Source organism: Rhodopila globiformis, from assembly GCF_002937115.1.
Classification (GTDB): domain Bacteria; phylum Pseudomonadota; class Alphaproteobacteria; order Acetobacterales; family Acetobacteraceae; genus Rhodopila; species Rhodopila globiformis.
This window is the reverse complement of the sequence record NZ_NHRY01000198.1, coordinates 21,697-29,193: the sequence shown is the minus strand read 5'-3', so window position 1 is coordinate 29,193 and position 7,497 is coordinate 21,697. Positions and strand designations below refer to the sequence as shown.

The 7,497-nt window shown below is 68.3% G+C and carries 5 protein-coding genes; 2 read left to right on the top strand and 3 right to left on the bottom strand.

Annotated elements, in window-relative coordinates; translation table 11 throughout:
* Positions 1-156: 156 nt before the first annotated feature.
* Positions 157-927 carry a DUF2092 domain-containing protein gene (locus tag CCS01_RS18395; protein ID WP_104520231.1) on the bottom strand — a complete coding sequence of 257 codons (771 nt, stop codon included), beginning with the start codon at positions 925-927 and terminating at the stop codon, positions 157-159.
* A gap of 140 nt (positions 928-1,067) precedes the next feature.
* Positions 1,068-2,138, bottom strand: a complete 1,071-nt coding sequence (locus CCS01_RS18390; RefSeq protein ID WP_104520230.1) for an LLM class flavin-dependent oxidoreductase — start codon at positions 2,136-2,138, stop codon at positions 1,068-1,070.
* A gap of 217 nt (positions 2,139-2,355) precedes the next feature.
* Here CCS01_RS18390 and CCS01_RS18385 point away from each other — a divergent pair, with 217 nt between their 5' ends.
* Positions 2,356-3,390, top strand: coding sequence for an alpha/beta fold hydrolase (locus tag CCS01_RS18385; RefSeq protein WP_104520229.1), 1,035 nt, complete (start codon positions 2,356-2,358; stop codon positions 3,388-3,390).
* Entirely contained in the window at positions 3,391-4,077 is a 687-nt protein-coding gene (locus CCS01_RS18380) for a nitroreductase (RefSeq protein ID WP_104520228.1), read from the top strand.
* A 271-nt stretch (positions 4,078-4,348) separates the two neighbouring features.
* Here the strand turns inward: CCS01_RS18380 and CCS01_RS18375 are convergent, their stop codons facing one another.
* A complete protein-coding gene (locus tag CCS01_RS18375) occupies positions 4,349-7,414 on the bottom strand; it encodes a PAS domain S-box protein (protein ID WP_104520227.1) in 3,066 nt (1,021 codons plus the stop codon).
* Positions 7,415-7,497 lie beyond the last annotated feature (83 nt).

Below are 7,497 nucleotides of genomic sequence, written 5' to 3'. Positions count from 1 at the left end.
CCGCGGCGGCCCCCGAGGGTCCCCGCACCGCCACGCCGCCGGCGGGCCCGCGATAGGCGGCCCCACCATACGCCCCCTGGACGGTGCCCCAGCCGAACGCATGCGGCGCCGCCAGGGACATGGCCGCGATCACCACCGGACCGAGCAGCACGGACCTCATTTCGGCGTCTCCTGCTTGATGTCCACTTTCGTCGCGCCTTCCGGCATCGGGAAGGTGAATTCGGCATCCGACGGACGGGCGTCGAGCCGCCAGCCGGACATTTCCGCAATGAAACGCGGCTCGCCGGGCAGCGACCGGTAAGTAATGATCAGGCGGCGCGGCAGGGCGCGTTCGTTGTCCTCGATCCACAGTTCCAGTTCCAGCCCGGGCGGCTGCGTCAGGAACAGATGCCGGCACGGAACCCCGCCGATCGGCACCGTGTTGACCACATAGCCTGACGTAACATTCGAAAGCACCGCCTCGGCCGGCGAGTCCGCCAGAAGATCGGCCAGCGGGAAATCCACGCCCATTTTGCTGGAGGCCAGCCGGAGCATCTGCTCGGTGGAACCCGGCGCCGGCAGGGTCGCATACCGGTTCGTTTCGGCACTGTAGACGGTCAGGGCCTTGCCGTCGAACGCCATCCGGACGACGCCGTCGTCCCCGTTCACGTCGACCAGAAGCCGATCGGGGCGGCGCAGGGTGACGTCGGCGGCGTGGAAGATGTGGAGCGGCTCGCCGTTCGCGCCGGCGTATTCGCGGATGGTCTGATCGTGGAAGGAGAACGCCTCGCCCGACAGCGTCTTGCCCATCTGCACGACCGCCTCGCGGGCCTCGGGGGTCAGCGGTGGCGGCCCGTCCGCGGCGCGTGCGGTGTCGGCGGCAAGCGCCATGGCGCACACGGCGGCGGTCGCGATCAGCGTGGAGCGAAGAAAACCAGGATGAGCCATGGCAACGCAGTCCCCCTGCCGGTTCAGTGGCCGGATTGATCGGACGGCACGGGCCCGGCCGCGTTGATCTTGGTCAAGCGTGGCGCGAGTTGTGAACGGCAGGCGGCTCACATTTCGCGTATCGTTGCAGTTCAGGATCTTTACCGAAACGCCGCCTTGATGCGCGCCCAGTCCTCGATAGCCTGCTCCTGGCCGGGGACGAGCTGGATGGCGAACTGCGTGTAGCCGGCGTCGCGCAGGGCGGCGATGCGGTCGCGCAGCACGGGCTCGGTCGCGGTGAACGTCGTCCGCCGGATCAGGTCGGCCGTCACATAGGGCCGCTCGATGTCCTTCACCGTCATCAGGTGGCCGCGATGGTTGGCCAGGTAGCGGGCATCCGCCGGCTCGAAGCGCTTCGCCAGCGCGACATAGCCGGCAACCGAGTCGGCCAGTTCCGGCGGCACCGGCGCGGTGTTGGGCAGGCCGGACAGCGCCTCGTCGGCGGCGCGGTGCAGCAGCACGGCGGCCCGCGGGCCGGCCTGCGCCATGGCGCGCTCGCCGTCGGCCGCCTCGCCCGGCTGCAGCACGCAGCCCAGGGCGAAGGCCACGGCCGAGAGATCCGCCGGGTCGTTGCCGCTGCGCTGCCAGCTTTCGCGCATGGCGTGCATGGCGGCCACGCCGCCCGCCACGTCGCCGACGAAGTTCAGCCAGCCGGCGCCGAGCTTCGCGGTCAGCGCCCGGCCGCGCGGGCCATAGGCCGAGATGTGCAGCCGCACCGCGTCGCGCAGGTTGATCAGCCCAAGCTCGGGATTGAGGAAGGTGACCTTGCGTGGCTCGCCCTCGATGGTGAAGTCGGTCGTCTCGCCGTCGAGCAGGGCCATGACGACGCGGATGTACTCCTCCATGTCGCTCTGCTTCATCGCGCCCAGGCCCATGGTGCGGCGGCCGGTGAAGCCGGTGCCGACGCCGAAGTCGATCCGCCCCGGCGCGAGCCGGTTCAGCGAGGCGAACGCGTTGGCGGTGACCGGGGCGATGCGGTTGGTCGGGATCAGCACCCCGGTGCCAAGCCGGATGCGCGAGGTCTGCGCCGCGGCGGCGCCCATGGCGACGAAGCAGTCGGCGCACAGCATCTGGGTGTCGTAGAACCAGGCGTGGGAGAAGCCCAGTTCCTCGGCGCGCCTGACGACCTTCCAGCTGTCGGCGGCGGTGGCGAGGGCGATCCCGAATTCCATGGCGCTTGCCTCCTGGCCCGGTTGCGGCGCGGCCTGGCGCCGGCCGCCGGCCCTACTGGATCACGCCGCGGGCGCCGCGTCCACCGCCGCCGCCCGATTGCCCGGTGGGCCACGCCCTGTTGCCGCGTCCGCCGGCCTCTGGTTGTCTTGCCGGCGTGGCCGGCTGGCGTGACTTGATAACCAATGGCAACATGATCGCAGAGGAAGCAGGCAACCCATGACGGCTCTGGTTCAGGACGGTTTCAGTTTCAGGGATTTCCCGCTGGAGCACGGCGACACGCTTCCGGCGGTGACGCTGGCCTACGCCAGCCGCGGGCAACTGGCGCCGGACGGGCGCAACGCGATCCTGGTCACCCACGGCTACACCAGCGGGCCGCTGATGATCGCCCCCGGCGTCGCCTCGGCGGAAGGCGCCTGGAGCACGCTCATCGGTCCCGGCGCGCCGCTGGACACCGACCGCTATTTCGTCCTGTGCAGCAACATGCTGGGATCGAGCTTCGGCTCGACCAACGCGGCGTCGACCGATCCGCGCACCGGCCGGCCGTACGGCCCGGCGTTTCCGCGCATCACCGTGGCCGACATCGTGCGGGCGCAGAAGCGGCTGCTGGACGGCCTGGGCGTGCGGCACCTGCGCGCCGTCATCGGCCCGTCCTATGGCGGGTTCCAGGCGTTCCAGTGGGCCGTGACGTTTCCCGATTTCATGGACGGCATCGTGCCGGTGGTCACGGCGCCGCGGCCGCCCGAGGGCGACCGGACCGAGGGGCTGCGCCGGCGGTTCGAAGCAGACCCCAACTGGAACGGCGGCGACTACTACGGGACCGGCGGCGTGCAGGCGACGCTGACGGCGCTGCGGGTCGACACGCTGAAGCGCTACGGCCTGGGCGAGAGCCTCGCTGGGCAGTTTCCCGATCCGGCGGACCGCGAGGCGGAGATCCACCGCATCGCCGCGGCCTGGGCTGCGGTGTTCGACGCCAACTCGCTGTTCATCCTCGGCCGCGCGATGGAGGAGTACGACGTCACCGGCGCCTACGGCCGCATCCGGGTGCCGGTGCTGTATGTGCTGTCGCGCACCGACGCGCTGTTTCCGCCGAACCTGGCGCCCGGCGTGATGGGCGGGCTGCGCGCCGCCGGGGTCGATGCCGCCTATGTGGAAATCGACAGCGCGCACGGCCACCTGGCCTCCGGCGCCGACGCCGCGAAATGGGCGCCGGCATTGAGGGACTTCATCCGCAAACTGGAAGCGAACACCTGAATGAACAGCGTTGACGAAGCGATAGCCACGCGCCGGTCGATCCGGCGCTTCCTGCCCACGCCGGTGCCGGCCGCGACGGTGGAGGCGATCCTCGACGTCTCCGCCCGGGCGCCGAGCGGCACCAACATGCAGCCCTGGCGCGGCTACGTCCTGGCCGGGGCGCCGAAGGACCGCCTGGTCGCCGCGGTGCAGGCGGCGTTCGATGCCGAGGAGCCGGGGCACGCGCAGGAGGTGCAGTACTACCCCGACGAGTTCTTCGAGCCCTACCTGTCGCGCCGCCGCGCGGTGGGATGGGAGTTGTACGGGCTGCTGGGCATCGCCCGCGGCCAGGCCGCGAAGATGAAGGCGCAGCATCGCCGCAACTTCCAGTTCTTCGACGCCCCCGTCGGCCTGATCTTCACCATCGACCGCCGGCTCGCCACCGGGTCGTGGCTGGATTACGGCATGTTCCTGGAGAATGTGATGGTCGCCGCGCGCGGTCGGGGGCTGGACACCTGCGCGCAGGCGGCGTGGACGCATTTCCACAAGGCGATGCGTCCGGTGCTGGGCCTGGGGGAGGAGGAGATCGTGGTCTGCGGCATGGCGCTGGGCTACGCCGATCCGGATGCGCCCGAGAACGGGCTGGCGACGGTGCGGGAGCCGGCGCGGCTGTTCATGCGGTTCGACGGGTTCGAGGATTTTCCGTAACGCATCGCGCCGGCAGGCGGCCGTGCCGGACTGCGTTGGCGGAGGCCAGTCAATGCAATACCGCCTCGAACGCCCCCATGGAAGCTTTCGATTCGGCCCTTGAAAGTGGATCAGCGGGATGCCGTGGGAAAGGCGTGGCTGGTCCTACGGTGGCACTCTTGCGGCGGCAGGGCATACGCCATTGCTCATCCATTCGTCGGAAGCCGGACGATTCCGCCTGCGACAGGCAATGCCCGCCATCTCTACCGTCTTTGCCGGATCGCGGCTTGTTTCATCTCCTTGTGGCTGCAAGCCCGGCCTCGATGCGGGCGGCCAGGGCCTGCGCTGACACTGGCTTGCGGACCAAGGTAAAGGCATCCCCCGCCGCCAATGCCGCACGTTCACCGACGTAGCCGGTCAGCAGGAAGCACGGCAGCCGGGGACGCAATGTCCGCGCTTTCTCAATCGTCGCGACGCCGTTCATGCCCGGCATCGACAGGTCGCTGACCAACACATCCACCGTCTCGCCCGCTTCCAGCAAGGCAATTGCCTCGGCGCCGCGGGAGGCCACCAGCATGCGGAAGCCAAGATCCTCAAGCTGCGCCGCCAGCAACTCGCGGATCATGTCGTCGTCATCGACCAGAAGGATGTGGGCCGACGCATCGATCGTGTCCCCGTGCGAATCCGCCTCGCCGTCTGGCGGCGTGGTCCCTTCCGTGGCCTGGCGCAGCCGCAGCGTTACCGTCGTCCCCTCGCTGGGCGTGCTGGCTATCGCCATCGCCCCGCCGGACTGCTCGGCAAACGCCTTGACCATCGCCAACCCAAGGCCAGTGCCCTGGCCAAGCGGCTTGGTGGTGAAGAACAGTTCGGCGGCCCGTGCCAAGGTCGCCGCATCCATGCCGGTTCCGGTATCGGTGACGCTGAGCCGCACGTAAGCCCCTGAGGCCAGCCCGGCGGGACGGTGATCGTCAGCGGCGACGAATTCGACGTCCGCCGACAGGGTGAGCGTACCGCCCTCAGGCATGGCGTCGCGCGCGTTGGTGCCGAGGTTGACCAGCACCGTTTCGAGCTGGCCACGGTCCGCGAGGACGGGGGGGACGCCTGGCGGCATGGTGCTTTGGACGACAATCGAGGCCCCAAGGGTATGGGCGAGCACCTCCCGGATGTTGGCGAGGAGGTCAGCGGTCGGCAGCGGCTCGGGGTGGAATTCGCCGCGCCGCGCAAAGGACAGCAGGCGCTGCGTGATCGAGCCGCCACGGGCCGTGGCATCGACCACCATGCGGGCCAGGCGCCGAACCTTGTCGTGATGCTCCGGCCGCCGCTCGATCAGGGTGGCGGCGCCCTCGACCGCTTGCAGAATGTTGTTGAAGTCGTGCGCGATGCCGCTGGCGAGTTGGCCCAGCGCCTGCACCTTGTTTGCCTGCACGAGCTGGTTGGACAGGCTCCGCTGCTCGGTGATGTTGCGGCCTTCGGCGACAATCCAGACAGTTTTGTCCGTCACCGCGTCGCGTATCGGCTTGAGCGAAAAGTCGAGCCAGATCTCGCGCCGATCGGCGCCGATGTTCTTCACCTCGCGGCGGATAACCATGCCCGCAGCGGCCTCGGCGATGTCCTGGCGCAGCCGGTCGCGCTCGGCTGCCGGCCACCAGCCAGTCTCCCAGAACGAACGACCAATTATGTCCTTGCGTGTCAGCCCCGCTGCCTCCAGGGCCGTGCGGTTCGCTTCCAGCATGGTGCCATCAGGATCGAGCAGGCCGATGAACTCTAACTGTGAGTCGAAAATCGCCCGGTACCGCGCCTCGGCCGCGGCGAGCGCCGCAGTGCGCTCGGCAACCTGCCGTTCCAGGTCGGTCGCGTGGGAAGCCAGCGCCTCACGAGCGGCAACAAGCTCAGTAATGTCCCGCTGTGCGCTGATCAGGCGCAGCGGCTGGCCGTCCTCGCCGAAAAATGCCTCGACACGCATGGCGATCCAGCGCACCGACCCATCCGCCCGGCGGATGCGGAACTCAGTGGCCAGCGGGCCGCCGCCCGCCATGAGGACAGTGATCTCGGCATCAAGTCTGTCGCGGTCATCTGGATGCAGGAATGCGCGCCATTCCGCTTCGGTGATTTGTGTCGCCGACTTGGGCAGGCCGTAGAGCGTGACGTATTCGTGGGACACCATGCCCGTACTTCCGGGAAGCGCCTGATCCGTATAGGCGATCCCGCCGACAGCCTGCACCAGCCGCAGTCGGGCCTCGTTGTCGCGCAGCGCGGCCTCGGCCCGCCGTTGCTTGGTGACGTCGGTGACGTTCTCCATGATCGTGAGGCTGCCATCGGCTTCGCGCCGCAGAGCCTTGTGGGCGGAGACGATCACCTCGGAGCCGTCCTGCCGGCGCTGGCGCGACTCGCCGCGCCAGCTTCCATCGCGCAGCAGCGCGGCCTGGATGTCGGCGAGCGGCACCGGAAAGACCGTCCCCAGCAGCGTGTGTGACGATTGCCCGACCGCCTGCCCGGCGGTCCAGCCGAACAGGGCATGGCAGCCCTCGGACCAGAAACGGATGGGGCCGTCGAAGTCACGCACCATGATCGCGGCCAGGTCGGTCATACTCATCAGGCGTCGTTGCTCATCCTGCGCCGCCTCGCGCCGTCCGGCTGCTGCGCTGCTGAACAACCACCCGACGGCGATGCCGCCCACCATTGCGCCTCCCCCTGTGGCGGCCAACAGCACGATGAGCAATTGCCCTGAGGCGTCCCGCGCGTGCTGCCGCTGAGCATGCCACGCCAGCAGCCGCTGTTGTTCATCCCCGACTATGCCTGTGACGGTATGACGGATGGCCTCCATCAGGCGCATCCCCTCGTCTGTGTTGACGATGGCGAGCGCGCCATTCTTGTCGCCGTGTTGCGCAAGATCGATCGCGTGCGCCAGTTCCGCCTGCTTCCTTTGCAAGAGATTGTGGAGCGCCAGAAGATTGTCCTGCTGATGCGGGTCGTCGGTGGTAAGGTCCCGGATCAGGGAAAGGTCGCGCCGGAGGGCATCCATGCCGGTGCCATAAGGTTCCAGATTGGCAGGTTTGCCGGTGAGCGGAAAGCCTCGCTGGCCGGTTTCAGTATCGCCCGTGACAGACAGAATCCTGGTCGATACCCCAATGACCTCATAGGCATGTTTCTCGCTGACGATGGTGGCATCGTCAGTCTGTTTGTAGTCCAGAATGATTCGGTACCCGACAAGCACGGCGATCATGACCAGAAACAAGGTCGCGGCAAAAGTCCCGATTCTATACCCGCTGTGCCGGATAGGCCGGGAGGCGACTACAGGGGGCAGCGGATCGGGCGGGCAGGGCCTTGTTTCGGATTCGATAGTCGGATTGTCAGCCATGCCGGTCTCCAGGGTACAGGTGATGCATACAGCGGTTGAGTTGGGTTTCTCGCTCTTGCATCATGATTGCGTTTGGCCCAGGC